Here is a 17,383-nt window from a genome sequence, read left to right as displayed (position 1 = left end):
CCACAAAACTTTTCATAGTTAGGATATAGAACTTCTAAAATAAATCCCCATCTTGATCACTAACTCTAATTAGCTCATTACCTTCTTTTAATATAAATTGTAAACCATGTTCTTCTTGCCATAGACAATTACACAAGATTTGAACATAAATGTTTTCATTTCTCTCATGTCGATCTTTGGTAATAATAATTTCAATTGGTGTTATATGATCCCAAACTTTATTAGATTCTGTAAGATCTAAAAGTGGTAACATCCGTTTCAATGCACTAATCATCCATCTTGGTTTATTAGATGCCATTTGATAGGTTTCTATTGTATCCAGATAACCTACGGCATCATTAAACGTTATCCAATCATCAAATGCTTTTTTAGCCGCTTCTATTTTAACAGATTCATCAATATTCATAAAATTGAAAAGAACTTGGTCTATCCTAATTGGATCCATTTCCGAGACCTCGGTAAAATCCAATCGATATAATACTTCTTTTTGATCAAAGAAAGGAGTTGCAATTGGTTGTGTAGTTATCCAATCGTTTTCTAAAGGCCAATTACCAATATCCTGCTTTAATATTCCTAATGTTTTCAATTTCATGAGACCTAAATTAATTACATATTGTTTACATCAAAATCTAAACAACCTTCTTTTACTTCTAAAGATCTTTTATTACACATTTTATTCAATGTTATCCTATAGATAGTAGTTCTTACAATCTTTAAACTGATTTACCTAACAGATATTAATCTATAGTTATTACAATAAAAAACTGATAAAAAAATTACAATGGCCAAAACAGAAAGACCTGATACGATGCCAAAGCGCTTTAATGCTGAAATTTTAGGAAGAAACATAATACTGCCTAATGATATTGTAATAATCATACAAATTATAAAACCTCCTCCAAGTATTATACCTGCAAAAAAACCACTCAAGCCATCCGCTCCGTGATATGCAAAAAATGCATTATAGATAAACAAACCTAGCAATAGCAAAGTAAAGACCAAAAAAACATAAAATGGAACTTTCATAAGTTGATCTATTTCACTTTACAAGTTAACATCTTATTACTAATTAGCAGATATTTTATAATTTCTAATATCATCTTGAATCATTTGAGATTTGAATTTCATTTTTTTATCTGGTGACACAATCTTTATTTCACGATCTCCTATAACTTCAAACTTACCTTCGAAAATTATGAATTCAAAATTCGTATAATCAGTATCTAAAGTGTTGACGGTAGCAGTTCCTAAATCAAAGCTTATTCTATAGCTAACAATACTATCTGCTGGGTTCACATCTATTATTTTTATCCAACCATAACTTTTTTCGGGCAAATCCGAATCAGATACTGGCTGAATCAACAAGCCATAATATTTATCTCCTATTTTGGGTAAGCTCGTAAATTCAATAAAATCATTCTCAAGTTCAATTGTTTTTATATTATAGATATAAAAAATAAATGCACTGATTGATATCGCCATTACTACTGATAAAAACCGCATAGTTTTCCCATAATTGGAGTATTTCTTTTCAGCGCCAGGAACGGGATAATCTATTGCATATTGCTTAGCACTTTGCTTCATTTCATATGTCCAATCCTCTTTAGGCACGTCTATACCATTAGACGCAAAGTAAAAAACTACTAAAGGCTTTTTTTTAATATTTACTGATATTTTAGAAGATACAATTCGTTTATATAATTGCACTTTTATCAACTCTCTTACTTGGTCATATGGAGACACAAACTTACTTTCAAAACTTTTATACAGTTCTATATTCTCTTCCCTTCCTAGCATTAGCGTATTCTTCTTTTTAATCTGATCAAAATGCACATTTTAATCACATCATTATGCCAATTCAATTTTAAAAAGAAATACTGTAAAAATGGTTCCATTTTATAATTTGAAACCTGTATATGTTACATTCGCTTTAACCGACGAAAAAAGAATCCCTGGATAACTTACTTAGTATTAATCCAATGTAACGTGTGTTTTTTGATACTCAGAAGGTGTTGATCCCACAAGGTTTTTAAAAACTCTATTAAATGAAGTTTTACTAGAAAAGCCTGCCTCATACCCAATAGATAAAATCTTATACTGTTTATATTTAGGGTTTTTCATCAATGACTTTGCCTCACTTACTCTATACAAATTAATAAAGCTATTGAAATTTCGAAGAAAGCAAACATTTAATATCTCAGAAAAAAGATGAACACTCATAGACAGATCACTTGCAATATCTGATTGTTTAATTTCATGATTTAAATATGGTTTTTTAGTATCCATATAATCTAAAATTTGCTGCATATATAATTTTCGATCTTCTAAATTAAGTGAAGAATTCTGGTAAGAGGTAGTGTTGGTATCTTTTTCTTTTTTTGTGTTTTTAGCAATCCTCTTCAGTTTCACCTGTAGCGCTTCCTTCTCATTTGTCAAAAGTTCTTTATCTGCCTTTAGTCTTAGAGATTCTGAAATAAGTTTCTTTCTTCTTTTTTTATATATAACAAAAGAGCTTATTAACAGAATAACTAATAAAGTCCCTAAAAACAGATATAGCTGTTTTTCTTTAGCAAGAAATTCTAGTTCTTCCGTTTGTTCGGTTAATAGCTCCGTTTTTTCTTCCGACTCTAGTTCTAATTGTTTTTTCTGGGCTCTAGATAGTGTATTCAGATATTCTTCATTAGCTTCTGTATAATACTTCTGCTCTTCCAAAGATTTTTTAAATTCTCCTTTAACTTCGTATACTTTAGCAAGTAATTTATGGCTGTCCCTTCGTATTTTAAAAAAATTTCCTGCTATAGAAAGGTCTCTTGCTTCCACTAAATATGAAAAAGCTTCTAATGGCTCATTATTACGAACCAAAGCATCCCCTATTAGTATCAGAGCATTGGCTTGTTGCTTTTTAGAATCTTCTTCGGTTATAGCTGCTAATACCTCTTTACAATAAAAAACTACCTGATCATATTCTCCGAGTGCCAAAAAATTATCACTCAAATTTAAAAGAATACTTATAATTGAGCTCTTTCGGTTTAATTTTACTGCCAGATCTTTTGCCTTTAGACTATATTCTACTGATTGACAATATTCTTTTTTACTAGAACTAGCGTTTCCCAAGGCATTATAAGCGGTCAATAAATATACATCAGACTGGTCGATTGTTGAAGCAATAGTAATCACTCGATTCATTGTCTCAATCGTCTTATCATACTCTTTTATTTTGTTATATAAATTACCCAAATTCGCTAAAACTGTAAGTTCAGCTCTTTTATTTTGTGGAAGTTTACTTAGGTTATCCAAGACCATTAAGTATTTTTCTATCGCCTTATCTAACTGTTCTACATTGCTATAATATATTCCCAAATTAACTAAGGCTTGATTCCTTAAATCATCTAAATCATGAGTGTTAGCAATTTCTAAAATAGCTTCGCAGTATTTCTTATAAGTTTCAAAATCTCCTTTTTGATGAGCTTTTACAGATAACTGTTGATATTTAGAAATACTATCCACAGATAAACTGAATTGAACTTCTTTAATAGTAGCAATTGTATCTAATTCATTTTGAGCAAATAATGAAAGTGGTGCTAAAAAAAGTGTGATATAAAAGAGAATACGCATTTATTTAGAATCAAATGGTGATAAACTGAGGTTCTAAACAAATGTAGGGTGAATATATGTTTTTAGGAAATAATTTGATGTAGTGCACTTCTTTCCATTAATCCTACAACCTAGATTATAAAGACTTGAACATATACATAAAAAAACAACCCTCAGGCTAACTACTTCCTGAGGGTCTGAATTGAAACTAAATTATAATATTTAACACAAACTCAACTTATACATAATTATGATTGTTTCAATTTTGCTGTTTTTTTGGTTAGGTTTTTACGCCGCGAATATAAGCTCTAATCTTCAAATTTCACTACGAATTTTGAGTGGTAATACATATTTAACGATGTCATAATATCTCATTAAAATCTTTGAGATTAAACCACTAAAAATCAACCTTTACTATATATTAATGTCTTTTCTCACTAATTTGTTACCATATTATTAGCAATTTTTAATCTAAAAGCGAATATTTTAATAAATATTTGACAGGAATTAATCAAATTTCGTACCGAACTTAATGTTTTCCAATTAGAATTTTGAGACAAAAAAATCTTTGGAATTAACCTCCAGAATACATTGAATTTTTTATTATCATTTTTTTTGTATTTTACAACAATAAAAATTCAAAGAGTGTTAAGCCAAATAAGAGAATAAAATAACCCTTGGAATAAAATACTCCAAGGGTCTAAATTGAAACAAATCTGTACTAATAATAAAATACACAAACTCAACTTATTATTATACTATGATTTATGGCTGCTTCAATTATGATATATTTTATGTAATACTATAATGTATTTCTTGTTGGTAATTCAAAATACAGGGCTCTTGAGGTAACTACTTCTCAAGAGCCTTGTCTTGAAAAAACGTTTGTTTTATAAAAACAAACTCAACTTATTTTTATAGTTCTTACAGTTTTACTCTATAGTTAAATCAAATGACTGTGCTATATCTGTGTCTCCACCAGCATCAGCTAAAGTTCCATCATTAGGCTTTGTAGGCTCATGACGTAGAGTAACAGTGAAACTTCCTGTACTAGCATCTGTTGTTGTTAGATCAAAAGTAATCCCAACTGGGTTAGTTCCAGTATTAGGAGGATAATCTGCTTCTGTATCCGTATACATTGTTGTTGCATTTAAAGTACCCGCTGCTTCAAAAAAGAATTGGTGCTCATCAGCTTCTTCTTCAATTTCTTCGTTTACATTTTCTGCTGGTGTTTCACTCTCATTAAGTAATTCTACCTCTCCAGCATATGTTGTATTCGCTGATAGCGATCCAGATACAGTAATCACAGGCGCATTAGGTCCATCAGGTCCATCCAAGTCACGAGATACTAAAGTAACTACATCTGTTCCATTAGTTAGGGTAACAGTCATAGTAGTTATAACTTCTTCTTCATTTACTACTACAGGGTTATCATCATCGTCAGAACAAGAATACATTAATACACTTGCAATTGCTAACATTGATAAAAATTTACGTGTGTTCATCATTTTAAAATTTAATAGTTAAAAGTTAATCTTAATAAAAAGTTTCGTCCCACTTCATCTGCAAAATAGCGTTGACGGTTCAAATAATTTCTATATTTTTTATTTGCAATATTATTAACGGTCATCCCAATATTCAACTCATTTTGTTTAAAAAAAGGAACCGAAATATCTGCATTCATATGTAAAAGATGATAATCACCAGGTGGCGTATTAATATCTAAAAGAACGTCTTCTTGTTCTTGAGGCGAAAAAACAATGATATTATCAGGAAATTCATTTTGTCTAAAAGTATAATCGCTTTCAAGACTCATCACTAAGCCCATCCAATCTTCTTTTTGAAAAACAATACTATTGCTAAAATTAGCTGCAGGAATATTGATAAGAGGTATTTCAGTCTCAGTATCTTTTCCTTTAACCAATGAGAATCTATGATTAGTTTGCCAATTGGCAAACCATCTCTTAGTAAGTTTAGCATCGACACCTAATAATCTCGCATTAGTTTGTCGATATTCCCAAACTGGGAATGCTCCTCTTATAGAAAGTTCAACATCCGTAGGCTCTAATAGTATATAATCATTAATAAAGTTAGCATATGGCGCTATTTCCCAACTCAAATTATCATCATTTTTCTGAAAAGAAAATGAAATTTTATGGGATGTTTCTTGATCAATCCTTAGATCTCCAAGTTCGATTCTAGATGCTGAATGGTGTAAACCATCACTAAATAATTCTGAAGGGTTTGGCGCTCTCTGAGCTAATGCATAATTACCTCTTAATTCATAACTATCTCCGAAAACATAATTAAATCCTGTAGTGGCCGAAATACTATGATAGTCAAACTTAGGATTTGTAAGCCATTGCGTACCTTCGTCTGCAATAATAAGATCATTAAATTCTTGATCATACCCTCGTTCTTCCCATCTAGTTTTTATATAAAACTTCTTCGCATCAATTTGGTTATAATCATATCGAACACCTGCATCAATTGTTACATTATCATTGATATCATATTTACCAGAAATAAATAATCCTGCATCATATTTATCGTAATCTGGAATCAATCTTCTTGCTCTTGTACTAGGGTCAGCAAAATTATCCTGGTAGCGCATTACTATTCCAAAATCTAAATTATAATCAAATTTAGCATCTAGAACAAAATCCGAAGTCAGTGTATGTGTTGTAAGTTCCAAATCTAAACTTGGAATTTTTCTTAATTCTTCTGTTTGTCTAATATCAAACTCAAAACGTTGGTTATGTTGGAAATCGTATTGAGTAGTCCATTTACCTAATTTCTCGAATCTCTTAAAGTAACGTAATCTACCTAGATGATGTGTAACATCTTGTTTTGGATTATCGATAGTATATGTGAAATTTTCTATAACAGATGGTTCTCCACTATTAATAGATTCAATAAGGTCATCTGCATTTCCAATATGGGATGCAGCTAGAACTCCTATTTCATTTTGGTAGTATGAATAATAAACGTCCCAACCTTGTGTAAATTTATTATTTCCAAAGGACAAGGATCCACCTCTTTCAAAAATACCAGTATTAGACAGGATATAATCAGGTGCTTCTACATCACCAAATCTTTTTAATGTTCCTTGAGCTTTCCAAAACCAACCAGATTCATATCCTTTTATTATTTCGGAAGAAACCGTTCCTCCTCGGCCATTAGAAGCTCCTGTAACAACAGTTTTTCCAAACAATGTATCTTTTGCTGGAACCTTATTAGGTTCCATAACAATAACTCCTCCAATAGCATCTCCACCATATCGTAGTGCTGCAGCTCCTTTAACAACAGTTACACTACCAGCGGTATTTATATCTACATTAGGCGCATGCTCATCTCCCCACTCCATATCTTGCATACGTACACCGTTGTTCATAATTAATACTCTACTTCCGCTTAAACCTTGAATAATAGGTTTTACAATTGTAGAGCCAGTATTAAGAGAAGAAACACCTGTAATCTCTCTTAGTGCATCTCCTAACGCTGCACTACTATATCTTTCAATAACATCTTTGTTAATAGTTTCTTCTTGCGAAGAGGATGTTTTAGTTCTATTATTACCAGAAACCTTTACTTCTAACAATTCGTTTAAATGGTGTTCTAAATAAAAATCTTTATTCGAAATTTCGTTTATATCAATAGTAACGACCTGAGAATTACAATCCTCATGCGATATCGTAAAAGCGTAAGATGTGGCACAAAGCCCTGAAATTTTATACATCCCGTTACTATCTGTTTTAATTATTGTATTATTAAAAGTAATTGTTGCTCCTTCTAGGGAAACTCCATCGTGAAAATCAATTACACGACCAGAAAGCGTTTTAGTACAATCCTGAGCGAATATGTGATTAACTACTAGAAGAAACACAATACATAATATGTTTCGTTTCATTTTAAAAATAAAAAAGGGTCTCTATTGCAAGTTTGGCAATAGTAAATAGGTATCAACACCTGATTGGTTAGTGTTTAAACTACAGGTGGAGCTTTATTTAGAAAAGAATAATTAGTTTCTCTATCAAAATAGATATCAAAACTATTGATCTGAATACGATCAGCCGGAATAGAAAATACCTTCGGTGTTTCTACTACATCTATAGGTATAAAATTATCATCCAGATTTTCTGGAGCTAATTGACACATCTCACAATCTACTTCATTATCATCATGACCTACAATGTGTAAATCTGATAACTGTATAAAACTGAATAATATCAGTAAAACAGTAGCAATGATATGTCTGTTATTAGACTTCATAATCGCAAATAAACAAAAAAAAATCAAAATCCTTCCAAATTCAATAACTAAAGTGTGTTAAAGTATTCCAAATTCTATAGATTTTTTGGTGATCATTGATAAATCTTCAGGCATCTTATCTTGCTCCCAAGGATGTTTTGCTCCAAAAACATGATCCGCTCCAGAAACCAAATACAGTTCGCTATTTGGATTCCAACTATGCAAATCTTCTGCTTCTTTCATGCTTACCGTTGGATCTTCTGTACCGTGAATAATTAAATAAGGAACTTTTACATTCTTAGCAGCTTTAGTAATAGTGAGTCTTTCTTTATTTTCGACAAAAGTGGTATAAAATTGAAAATCATGAGGCATTTTCTGTTTTGTTCTTCCATTTTCTACATAAAACACACCTTCATCCTTCCAAGATTGAAATGTAGCACCTTTAGGAAATCTACTTTCATAATCCGACACACCTGCCCAGGTAATAAGCTTAGAGATTCTTGAATCTTCAGACGCTTTAATCGTTGTAATTCCGCCTGCACGAGAATGACCTATAACAACAATATTATTGGGATTTACATATTGTTGATATTCAAAATTTACAGAAACAACCCTATCTAAAACACATTTTAGATCATCTAATTCTATCAAGTAGTTATTGGCTCCAAAAGCATCTAAATCAGGAAAATCCATTGGTTGTTCTATTGTACCGCCATTATGAGAAAAGTTAAACTTAATAAAGAAAAAACCAGCTTGTGCAAAAGTGTTGGCTACCAAATCCCAAGGACCCCAATCCTTAAAGCCTTTATATCCGTGACAAAAGATAACGATAGGTTGTTCGTCATTTTTATTGTTATAAAAAACATCCGTTAAAATAGGTTTATTATGCTCTCCCTTAAATATTATATTCTTTTTTGCCGTAATCATAACTAAACTTCTTTTTCTGTAAATGGAATTTCTAAGGTAGAAATTTCTACAATCAACTTTTTAAGTTGTAATAAATATTCACCAAATATATCAGAGGTAACCTCGTAATCAACTTTTCCTCTTACTGATGTCTTAGTCCCAAATTTCAAAAACCCTTCTTTAAGATTTTTGAAAGAAATAATTCCTGCTTGAAAAGATGAAGATAGTGGCTGTTCATTATGCTGCATATATGCATATGCCAGTATTTGTATTACTTTACTATACTTATAATCATCAGTAATCACTTCCCAATCCATTAAAATGACATCACTTTTGTTAACCTTACCAGTCTTATAATCAATAATTCTTAACTCACCGTCTAGTTCGTCTATGCGATCCACTTTTCCTTTTATAAATACTGGAAAGTCAAGTTCAGGTATATTCAATTCAGTTTTTAAATTACTTTCTATCGCTATAATTTTTAACTGTGATCCTGATGTTAAAAGTTTTTCTTCGGATTTTAGAAAATTATAAATATATCTTTTGGCAACTTCAAAAATAAGCAGGTTCTTACCTTGAGTAATATCCAATTTAGAATACTCTTTACGAAAATGATACTTGATTATTTCATCAATCTTGGCTATCATTTTCTGAATATCTGTAACGGAAACATACTTATTTTCTAGAGGTTTATATAAATCTTCTAATGTATTATGAATGACTGTTCCCAGCGTATTAGCTGCTATAGTTTCTTCTACTTGATCGCTTTCCTTGATCCCTAATATATATTTATAATAAAAATCAATTGGGTTTCTAATATAAGCTGTTAATGCTGAAGGAGATAATCCGTTTAAAGCTAATTCCTTAATTCTATCAATAATGGATGTCTCTTTTGAAATAACGATAGGTTTGTGATTTAATTTAGGTATTTCTGAAGAAGCTATATATTTAGACAATTGATGCTTATCGACCTTATCTATTTCAAGCTGATATAAGAATCTACTTTTTTCTCCACCACCAACACCATCATCTTCGGTGTTATAAATAAGGTATACTGTCTTGGCTCTTTGAATTAAACGATAAAAGTGATACGTATATATTGCATCCTTTTCTTTGTATGTCGGAAGGCTATATGCTCTCTTAAGATCATATGGTATAAAAGAGTTCATACTTTTTCCTGCAGGAAGAATACCCTCATTAACCGAAGTTAGTATAACTGTATCAAAATCCAAACAACGTGATTCTAACATCCCCATCAATTGTAGACCTCTAAAAGGTTCTCCTCTAAAATCTAAGGTTTCTGCATTAATAATATCCCTATACAAATAGTACAAAGAAGCTATCGTTGTGACATACTGATAACTGTTACACAAAGCTAACAGTCTATTAAAAACAAGATGAAAATGATATATGTACTCTAATTCTAATGGAGATTTTTCTTTATCTAAACCATTCTTCAATAGTTGAATAATTTTTCTGCATTGTTCAATTGCATTTAATGCATTCTTCCAAGGAGCAAATAAAAGCTTAAGTATTTCACTCTTCTCATTATCCGTTTCATTTTGCAATTTTTCTACGGTAACATAAACTAAGTTCTCTTTTGAAATCTTGCTGATTAATTCATTAGCAGAAGAGCCTAATAACCATTGTGCTGGTTGACTATTTAAAATCTCTACCACAGATTTATAATATAACCCTTTATGATGAGTAGCTTTATGAAGCGAAAACAACAATTCAAAAAATGAAGATACAGGCACTTCCTTAAGTGGTAATCCCATGGTGATATTTAAAGACTCAATCGTGTCTGGCAATGAATTAAGAACAGGTAATAACAAAGATTCATCTGCCAATACCAATGCCGTTCGTTCTAAATCCTTTGATGGAATGGATTTTAGTATTTGTCCCGCTAATTTAGCTTGGCCAATATTTTTAGGAACACCTATTTGCTTAATATCCTTTGAAGAAGAAAAATTATCCTTTATCCATTTAAACGAGTTATCCTTATAATACTCCCAATTATCTTTATAATCTCTTATAAATAAGGAAGCTTCGTGATACTTATTTTCTAAAAAGAATGTATCAGCATCCCAATATACTTCAGCAACCTTAGCTTCTAATAATGATTGAAAAATTATTTGCTCAGCATTGTTTAATGCATTAAATCCAACTAAAATATGCTTCTTAGTATTCTTCTCAATATAATCAGTTACATTTTCTGAAGCTTTACGATATAATAAACCTTGATATCCTACTTTCTTATCAAGTAGTTTGGTTTTAAAATTATTATAATATTCAGACAGATTATTCCAAAAACTAATGTACTTCTGTATCAATTCTGTCTTTTCTTTCTGAAGATACCAATGATTCAAATCCTGAATTCCCGCTAAGTAAGAAAAAAAGCTATCGTTATCAATACAATATCTATCAATTTCATTAAAATCCTGTACCAGAGTCTGGGCCCAGCTACTGAAAACTTCTAAACTTTCCTTTTCTAAATGCGCATGTGTATTTAGATACGTTTCATAAAAATCAAATAACGTTTGGATTGTATCGATCTGACGTAATCCAGATAATTCTGTAATAAACTCTTCTATGCTATATATTATAGGAGCAAAAAAGGTTTTATCACTGTATAGTTTAAGCAATTCTCTTTTGAGAAAAAGTCCTGCTCTTTTACTAGGAAGAACAAAAATAAGTTCACTTACAATGTGATCTTTTGATTGTATCTCTGATATGACTTCTTTTAAAAAACTATCCACCTATTAAAAATAAAAAACGTCCCGAATAATCGGGACGTTTTATCTATGTATTATTTTTTTAGTGAAAAATAATTACTTCACTAAGTTGATCTCTACACGTCTGTTTTGTGCTCTACCAGCTCTTGTTTTATTAGATGCAACTGGTCTTGATTCTCCATAACCAACAGCAGATAATCTGAACTGATCGATACCATTACTAGTTAAGAATGTCTTAACAGCGTTTGCTCTAGAGTCAGATAATTTCTGGTTGTTAGCTTCTCTACCTTGACTATCTGTGTGCCCTTCGATAACGAATTTAGCAGTAGGATACTCCTTAAGGATACCAATAATATCGTTTAATACTTTAGTAGACTGATCTTTGATAGTTGATTTACCTGAATCAAATAATACTTGAGCAGCATACTCATTTAATGTTTTCTGAATTTCTTCAGTTACTTCAGGACAACCATTGTTAGCAACAGTACCAGCAACATCAGGACAGTTATCGTCTTTGTCTAATACTCCGTCACCGTCTTTATCTTGGTAAGGACATCCGTTGTTAGCAGCAGGACCAGCTTCATTAGGACAACCATCTTTAGCATCAGTGATTCCATCGCCATCAGCATCAGGACATCCGTTTAAGTTAGCTAAACCAGCAACTGTAGGACACTCATCTTTAGGATCAGCAATTCCGTCACCGTCAGTATCAGCACATCCGTTAAATTCAGCTGTACCAGCAACATCTGGACAGTCATCTTTAGCATCAGTGATTCCATCACCATCAGTATCAGGACATCCGTTAAATTCAGCTAAACCAGGAACGTCGATACACTCATCGTCTTTATCAAATACACCATCACCATCAGTATCTTTACCTCCGAAAGCGAAAGTAAGTCCAGCAGAATGTTGGAAGTGAGTTGGAGGATAGTTACTAACCTCGTAATCTTCGAATACATGCTTGTAAGTACTCTGTAAGTTAAAAGCTAAGTTTTCAGTTAACCAAAAATTAACACCTAAAGAACCATTTAAAGTTCCTGCACCAATTTCATCAACCCAAGTGTAACCACCACCTACTCCTAGGTAAGGATCAAACCATTTAGTTTTTAAAACATTTTTAAAACTATAACTTATTCTTGCATCTGCTGCGTAATAAGATAAGTCATTAGCGCTAACTTGAGTTCCATCAGCGGTTTCTCCTAATTTATCAATCTTGTTAACTGTACCAGCAACAGTAAAAGTAAATCCGTCTCCTATATATCTACCAACTGATAGTTTAGATACAGATGGAAGAATGTTCCAGTGGTCCGTAGCGTTAAAAAACTCGTCAAAGATTTCTCCTTGTATAGGTAAATCTCCTCCGGTAGGAAAAATATCAACAGCATTAACGCCAATCGATACTGCCCAAGGGTTGTTTTCATCCTGTGCATTCGCAGTACTAAACCCAAGTACTAATAACGAAGCCACTAAAAATCTGCTAAGATGTTTCATATTCAATAATTTAATTTTTAAGTGTTAATTAGAGCAAATGTAATATGTTAAAAATTACTGTCAAAGACAAAACTAATAAATTTTTCTTAATAGGCCAGTGTATATCGACCTTTGCGAAGTTTTTGAAGCCTTATTTTAAGTCTTTAAGCCCCTCACAAATGTGAAAAAATTGACGTACTAAGCTGAAATTTACGATTCTAATTTTTATAATTACGGTACAATTATAAGATAAAAATATTTTTTATCAGTAAATTTCTACTAGTAATTACGAAAATAATTGTTATTTATATATATTTTAAAGTGATTTTGGTGTTAAAATATACTAGTATTTTTTCACCCAGCTTGTATCCTAATTTTTGAAGGAGCATACTGTACTCCTCAAGTTGCTTAGCATGAGAAGAGCTGTATTCCCCTGTTTTATAGTCTATTATAGACGCAAACCCATTAGAGTCAATTGTAACTCTATCGGGCCTATAGATCTGACCATTTGAAATGATATCCCTTTCGTTTAGTACGATATTACTATCAGAAAAATATTTAAAGAGTTCCGGGTGATCAAGCACCATTTTTAACTCCTTATGAAGTGATTCTTTATCTAAATGACTTATCAAGCCAGTTTTTAATGCATTTTCTACCACACTATCTAAATCTTTATGGGTATAAATAGAAGCCATTAACTCGTGGATTACATTCCCCTTCTCTATAGCTGATTCCTGCAACGTATCCCATAGTTTTCCTGAATTAGTAACTACATATACTTTATATTTCTTTTGAGAGTTTTCCAATCTGCTAAGGACAATGTTTTTTGTTTTAGAATCATCCGATACAACATCAGCATTTGGTTTTTTAGAGTTTCCAAACTCATACAACAGTTGTTCATTATTCCATCTCCCAATATGTTTTAAATAATTAATAAGTTTTCCTGAAAATTTATTAAAATTTGTTTCTCCTTTCCTGTTAATTTCCGCTTTAGAAATAACATATAACTGTTCTTCAGCTCTCGTTAAAGCAACGTATAATAGATTAAAAGTATCTAACTCTAATTGAGATTGATGTTCCTGTACAATCTGTTCTGCCTTTGCTCCATACTCTGATAACTGTTTGTTATAATTTATAAATACTTCTTCAAACCCATTAAAACCATTTTTAGAAACTGGCAACCAAGTTTTTGGCTCTATCTCTCTATAAATATCAATATTAGCATATGGATAAATCACACAAGGAAACTCTAATCCTTTAGACTTGTGTATAGTCATTATCTGAATTGCTTCTTCTCCTTCGGGAGCTATAATACTTAGTTTCTCTTTTTTATGTTCCCAGTAAGATAAGAACCCTACAACACCTTCAGCGTTTTTTTGAGTGTAAGCAAAAATTACATCTAAAAGAAACTGTACATATGCTGGTGATGCTTCCGTAAGTTTAAAACTACTTACTATATATTCTACGGCTTCATAAAAAGGCTTTATATCCAATTGATGAAAACTAAAATCTATTCCTAGCAATTTAAGTTGATCACAAAACTCTCTTTTATTTGTAAAAACTAATTTACTCAAAAAATGATGTTGTTCTGAAATAAAAAACTCCTCTGTGATAAAATTTAAAATTCTTGTTTTAGACAATAATTCATCCGGATACACAAACCAGGTAAGCATATCGACAACAAAACATACTTTAGGATCATTTTTAAGTAATAGAGTTTCTGATGAAATAATCGAAAGCCCTTTTTCGGTTAAAAAATCAGCAATCAAAGCTCCTTCCTTTTGTTTTCTGGTTAGGATACACATTTCATTTAACAAATATCCTTTTTCCTTAAGTTCTAAAACCGAATCATAAACTTTCTCTGGATAAAGCTCATTTTCTTCTGTTGCATTTTTAGCTTCTATAAAAGACAATTTTACATATCCTTCTTTCTTATCATTGTACTCTTGATTATTTCCTAGTAGATATAATTTCTTATGTAAATCATTGCTAAAATCATTTGATAAAAAAGTAAATAAATCATTATTAAACCTAATAATTTCTTGATGACTGCGATAATTTCTAGGTAAATTCAGAACCTGTTTTTCTTCAATAGAAAATGGATTTTGATCCAAGGATAGGTCAATAAACTGTTCTGCTTTTCCTCCTCTCCATCGATAAATAGCTTGTTTGGCATCTCCTACTATCGTCAATTGTCCTCTTTTACCACTTAATGTTTCCGAAGATATTGCATTATCAATTAAAGGGATCATATTATTCCATTGGAGTTCTGAGGTATCCTGAAACTCATCTATAAAATAATCCCGATAACGTTCGCCTAATCTCTCATATATAAAAGGCGCTGGTTGGTCTTGAATTGCTTCACTGATGATTTTATTAAACTCCGATATCAATAAAATACTTCTTTCTTTTTTAATGTTTTGAAGTTCTTTATTAATAATATTCAATACCGAAAGGGGAATTAAATTTTTAATAATATTTTCATACAGTTTTATGGTAAGAATTTTTTGCTTCGTATCTAAAAAAACTTGTTCGATCAAAGAACGTATTGCATCTATCGATTCTTTTTTAGCGACATCCAACTTAACACCATAAAATGAAGCTGATTGAATATTCTGTTTCCAAGAAGCCTTAAAATCGATATTAGTATCTCCCTGTTCTAATTTTTTAAAATGAGCTGGAATTGATCCACGAGTAAAATCTTTATGTTCTATTCCGTTTTCTTTTATTTGATTCAAAACTTCTTTAGAACCTAAAATAATACTCTTTTTATCCTCCGAAATTCTTGAAGCCAGCGTCGTTTTTAAACCTTTAAAATCTTCTGCTGTTTTATCAGAAAGATTATCCAAGTGCATACGATCATTTTCACTAAATAATAGACGTGCTATTTTATTTAACTCAACAGTAATATCCCAATTCTTATCATCTTCTAATTTACTTAATGCAAAATCTATAATGGTTCTTGTAAGCTCTTTATCTTCTCCTACTTTAGCTATAATAGCATCGACTGATTCTTCAATTAGTGATTCAGTATCCATTTCTATTTCAAAATTCATTGGAATACCCAGATCACGGGCAAATGTTCTTATTACTCGATGTGTAAATGTATCTATTGTTACAATATCAAAAGCTGCATAATTATGCAATATACTTTTAAGAATTCTGTCGGCTTTTTTCTTTATTATTTGTTCCTCTAAACCAGTTTCTCGAATAATATCATCCAATAAAGATTGATACTTTGATGATAGTTTCACGTTACTTAATCCAACTAGATTTTCTAAAACCCTAGTTTTCATCTCGCTAACAGCTTTGTTTGTAAAAGTAATCGCCAAAATATTTTTATAAGCATCCTTATACTCACCAGTAAATAGTGCTATCAAATATGACTTTACTAATGTATAGGTTTTTCCAGCACCTGCTGCTGCATTATAAATTGTAAAGGGATAAGGAGATTTCAAGTCTGTTTTTTTACTAAAGTATCAAAAAAGCGTAGTTTTCAAAGTCGAATTGCTATTAAAAATAAAATTAAATCTATTAGATAATGAGAAGGTGTTTGAAAAAAAATCAATTTAATTAATTTATAACAAATATTAATTTTTATTCATCGCTCTTATTCCTAAATTTGGTTTCATTTTTTTCTTATTAACTAAAAAATAGATTATGTCATTCGAATTACCAAAATTAAACTATGCCTTTGATGCACTAGAACCTAATATAGACGCTCGTACCATGGAAATTCATCATGATAAGCATCATGCTGGATACACTAGTAAATTAAATGCGGCTATTTCTGGTACAGATTTAGACGGTAAGACTATAGAAAATATTCTGATAAACCTAGATATGTCTAATGGAGCTGTTAGAAATAATGGTGGTGGTTTTTATAACCACAGCTTATTTTGGGAAATCATGTCTCCAAATGGAGGAGGTGCTCCTTCTGGTGAACTAGCTGATGCAATCAATAATGCTTTTGGCTCTTTTGAAGCTTTTAAGGATGCTTTTTCTAAAGCTGCTGCAACTCAATTTGGTTCTGGATGGGCTTGGCTTTGTGTTCTAGAAGGCGGTAAAGTAGAAGTTTGCTCAACTCCAAATCAGGATAATCCATTAATGCCAGGTACTGGTTGTGGAGGTACTCCAATTTTAGGGTTAGATGTTTGGGAACATGCTTATTACTTAAATTATCAAAATCGCAGACCTGATTATATTAACGCTTTCTTTAACGTAATTAATTGGGATGAAGTTTCTAGCAGATATGCCAAGGGTAAATAATACTTCAACTATATAAAAAGAAAAAGAGTCGTATTATGTACGACTCTTTTTTTTATATAAATATTTTACGAAATATTATAAAATAAAAAAAGGTGGAAAGTCCACCTTTTTTTGCCCCAAATCTACCATGAACTTAACCTACTTATGCTATGGCTCTG

12 protein-coding genes are annotated in these 17,383 nt (G+C 31.3%); 2 read left to right on the top strand and 10 right to left on the bottom strand.

Translation table 11 applies throughout. The annotated features are described in order from the left end of the window. Window positions 1-34: 34 nt before the first annotated feature. Window positions 35-592: a hypothetical protein gene (locus NMK29_RS21525; protein ID WP_108804693.1), complete on the bottom strand. Its 558-nt coding sequence runs from the start codon at window positions 590-592 to the stop codon at window positions 35-37. 189 nt (window positions 593-781) lie between these two features. Here NMK29_RS21525 and NMK29_RS21520 point away from each other — a divergent pair, with 189 nt between their 5' ends. Further along, window positions 782-946 carry a hypothetical protein gene (locus NMK29_RS21520; RefSeq protein WP_159092308.1) on the top strand — a complete coding sequence of 55 codons (165 nt, stop codon included), beginning with the start codon at window positions 782-784 and terminating at the stop codon, window positions 944-946. Between the two features lie 119 nt (window positions 947-1,065). On the opposite strand, the gene NMK29_RS21515 is transcribed toward NMK29_RS21520, so the two are convergent. From NMK29_RS21515 to NMK29_RS21475, 9 genes are all read right to left on the bottom strand, one after another. Next, on the bottom strand, window positions 1,066-1,797 hold the full coding sequence (locus tag NMK29_RS21515) for a hypothetical protein (RefSeq protein WP_108804692.1): 732 nt from the start codon (window positions 1,795-1,797) through the stop codon (window positions 1,066-1,068). Between the two features lie 174 nt (window positions 1,798-1,971). Next, complete coding sequence (locus NMK29_RS21510; RefSeq protein ID WP_108804691.1) at window positions 1,972-3,615, bottom strand: helix-turn-helix domain-containing protein; 1,644 nt, start codon at window positions 3,613-3,615, stop codon at window positions 1,972-1,974. A 911-nt stretch (window positions 3,616-4,526) separates the two neighbouring features. Further along, window positions 4,527-5,099 carry a type 1 periplasmic binding fold superfamily protein gene (locus NMK29_RS21505; RefSeq protein WP_108804690.1) on the bottom strand — a complete coding sequence of 191 codons (573 nt, stop codon included), beginning with the start codon at window positions 5,097-5,099 and terminating at the stop codon, window positions 4,527-4,529. Between the two features lie 11 nt (window positions 5,100-5,110). Beyond that, the gene (locus tag NMK29_RS21500; protein WP_108804689.1) at window positions 5,111-7,504 is read right to left on the bottom strand and encodes a TonB-dependent receptor domain-containing protein; all 2,394 of its coding nucleotides are present in this window, start codon (window positions 7,502-7,504) and stop codon (window positions 5,111-5,113) included. A gap of 74 nt (window positions 7,505-7,578) precedes the next feature. After that, window positions 7,579-7,866, bottom strand: coding sequence for a hypothetical protein (locus tag NMK29_RS21495; RefSeq protein WP_108804688.1), 288 nt, complete (start codon window positions 7,864-7,866; stop codon window positions 7,579-7,581). A 57-nt stretch (window positions 7,867-7,923) separates the two neighbouring features. Then, complete coding sequence (locus NMK29_RS21490; protein WP_369863184.1) at window positions 7,924-8,772, bottom strand: alpha/beta hydrolase family protein; 849 nt, start codon at window positions 8,770-8,772, stop codon at window positions 7,924-7,926. 2 nt (window positions 8,773-8,774) lie between these two features. Next, entirely contained in the window at window positions 8,775-11,510 is a 2,736-nt protein-coding gene (locus tag NMK29_RS21485; RefSeq protein WP_108804687.1) for a PD-(D/E)XK nuclease family protein, read from the bottom strand. Window positions 11,511-11,582: 72 nt separating this feature from the next. After that, the gene (locus tag NMK29_RS21480; protein WP_108804686.1) at window positions 11,583-12,977 is read right to left on the bottom strand and encodes an OmpA family protein; all 1,395 of its coding nucleotides are present in this window, start codon (window positions 12,975-12,977) and stop codon (window positions 11,583-11,585) included. A gap of 284 nt (window positions 12,978-13,261) precedes the next feature. Beyond that, window positions 13,262-16,414 (bottom strand): exodeoxyribonuclease V subunit beta, encoded by a 3,153-nt coding sequence (locus NMK29_RS21475; RefSeq protein ID WP_108804685.1) that lies wholly within the window; start codon window positions 16,412-16,414, stop codon window positions 13,262-13,264. 202 nt (window positions 16,415-16,616) lie between these two features. On the opposite strand from NMK29_RS21475, the gene NMK29_RS21470 reads away from it, so the two are divergent. Continuing rightward, window positions 16,617-17,225 carry a superoxide dismutase gene (locus NMK29_RS21470; protein WP_108804684.1) on the top strand — a complete coding sequence of 203 codons (609 nt, stop codon included), beginning with the start codon at window positions 16,617-16,619 and terminating at the stop codon, window positions 17,223-17,225. Window positions 17,226-17,383: the final 158 nt, after the last annotated feature.

Origin of the sequence: Aquimarina sp. Aq107 (assembly GCF_943733665.1) — a bacterium.
Lineage (GTDB): Bacteria > Bacteroidota > Bacteroidia > Flavobacteriales > Flavobacteriaceae > Aquimarina.
The sequence above is the reverse complement of the archived record's forward strand: the minus strand, read 5'-3'. Positions and strand labels throughout refer to the sequence as shown.

What these genes read in the sequence shown, in the direction of transcription:
- NMK29_RS21470 (WP_108804684.1), top strand. Translation starts at nt 16,617, where the DNA reads ATGTCATTCGAATTACCAAAATTAAACTATGCCTTTGATGCACTAGAA.
- NMK29_RS21505 (WP_108804690.1), bottom strand. Translation starts at nt 5,099, where the DNA reads ATGAACACACGTAAATTTTTATCAATGTTAGCAATTGCAAGTGTATTA.
- NMK29_RS21495 (WP_108804688.1), bottom strand. Translation starts at nt 7,866, where the DNA reads ATGAAGTCTAATAACAGACATATCATTGCTACTGTTTTACTGATATTA.
- NMK29_RS21500 (WP_108804689.1), bottom strand. Translation starts at nt 7,504, where the DNA reads ATGAAACGAAACATATTATGTATTGTGTTTCTTCTAGTAGTTAATCAC.
- NMK29_RS21520 (WP_159092308.1), top strand. Translation starts at nt 782, where the DNA reads ATGGCCAAAACAGAAAGACCTGATACGATGCCAAAGCGCTTTAATGCT.
- NMK29_RS21490 (WP_369863184.1), bottom strand. Translation starts at nt 8,772, where the DNA reads ATGATTACGGCAAAAAAGAATATAATATTTAAGGGAGAGCATAATAAA.
- NMK29_RS21480 (WP_108804686.1), bottom strand. Translation starts at nt 12,977, where the DNA reads ATGAAACATCTTAGCAGATTTTTAGTGGCTTCGTTATTAGTACTTGGG.
- NMK29_RS21515 (WP_108804692.1), bottom strand. Translation starts at nt 1,797, where the DNA reads ATGCTAGGAAGGGAAGAGAATATAGAACTGTATAAAAGTTTTGAAAGT.
- NMK29_RS21525 (WP_108804693.1), bottom strand. Translation starts at nt 592, where the DNA reads ATGAAATTGAAAACATTAGGAATATTAAAGCAGGATATTGGTAATTGG.
- NMK29_RS21510 (WP_108804691.1), bottom strand. Translation starts at nt 3,615, where the DNA reads ATGCGTATTCTCTTTTATATCACACTTTTTTTAGCACCACTTTCATTA.